Below are 403 nucleotides of genomic sequence, written 5' to 3'. Positions count from 1 at the left end.
ATGAAATGTGCCAAAAGTGTTTCTGAATCTGTTAGACTGTACACAGAAAGGGGAAGATTATGCTTAAAGAATTGTATGAAGAAGTCCAGGGAATTGTATACAAGTGTAGAAATGAATATTACCTTCATTTGTGGGAGTTATCGGACTGGAATCAAGAGGGAATGATATGTCTACATGAATTGATTAGTAGCGAAGAAGGGCTAGTAGAAGATATCCCTCGTTTAAGGAAATATTTCAAAACTAAATTCCGTAATCGAATTTTAGACCATATCCGTAAACAAGAAAGCCAGAAGCGTAGATATGATAAAGAACCTTATGAAGAAGTAGGTGAGATTAGTCATCGTATAAGTGAGGGAGGACTCTGGCTAGATGATTATTATCTCTTTCATGAGACACTAAGAGA

At 36.0% G+C, this 403-nt stretch carries 1 protein-coding gene; it reads left to right on the top strand.

The window, feature by feature from the left end; all coding sequences use genetic code 11:
* Positions 1–59: 59 nt before the first annotated feature.
* On the top strand, positions 60–403 hold a 344-nt coding region (locus N8M09_RS10930; protein WP_261065206.1), incomplete at its 3' end, for a sigma-70 RNA polymerase sigma factor region 4 domain-containing protein.

It is taken from the genome of Streptococcus mitis (assembly GCF_946190375.1).
Lineage (GTDB): Bacteria > Bacillota > Bacilli > Lactobacillales > Streptococcaceae > Streptococcus > Streptococcus mitis_CJ.
Note: the sequence above shows the minus strand (reverse complement) of the source record. Positions and strands in the feature narration are given on the sequence as shown.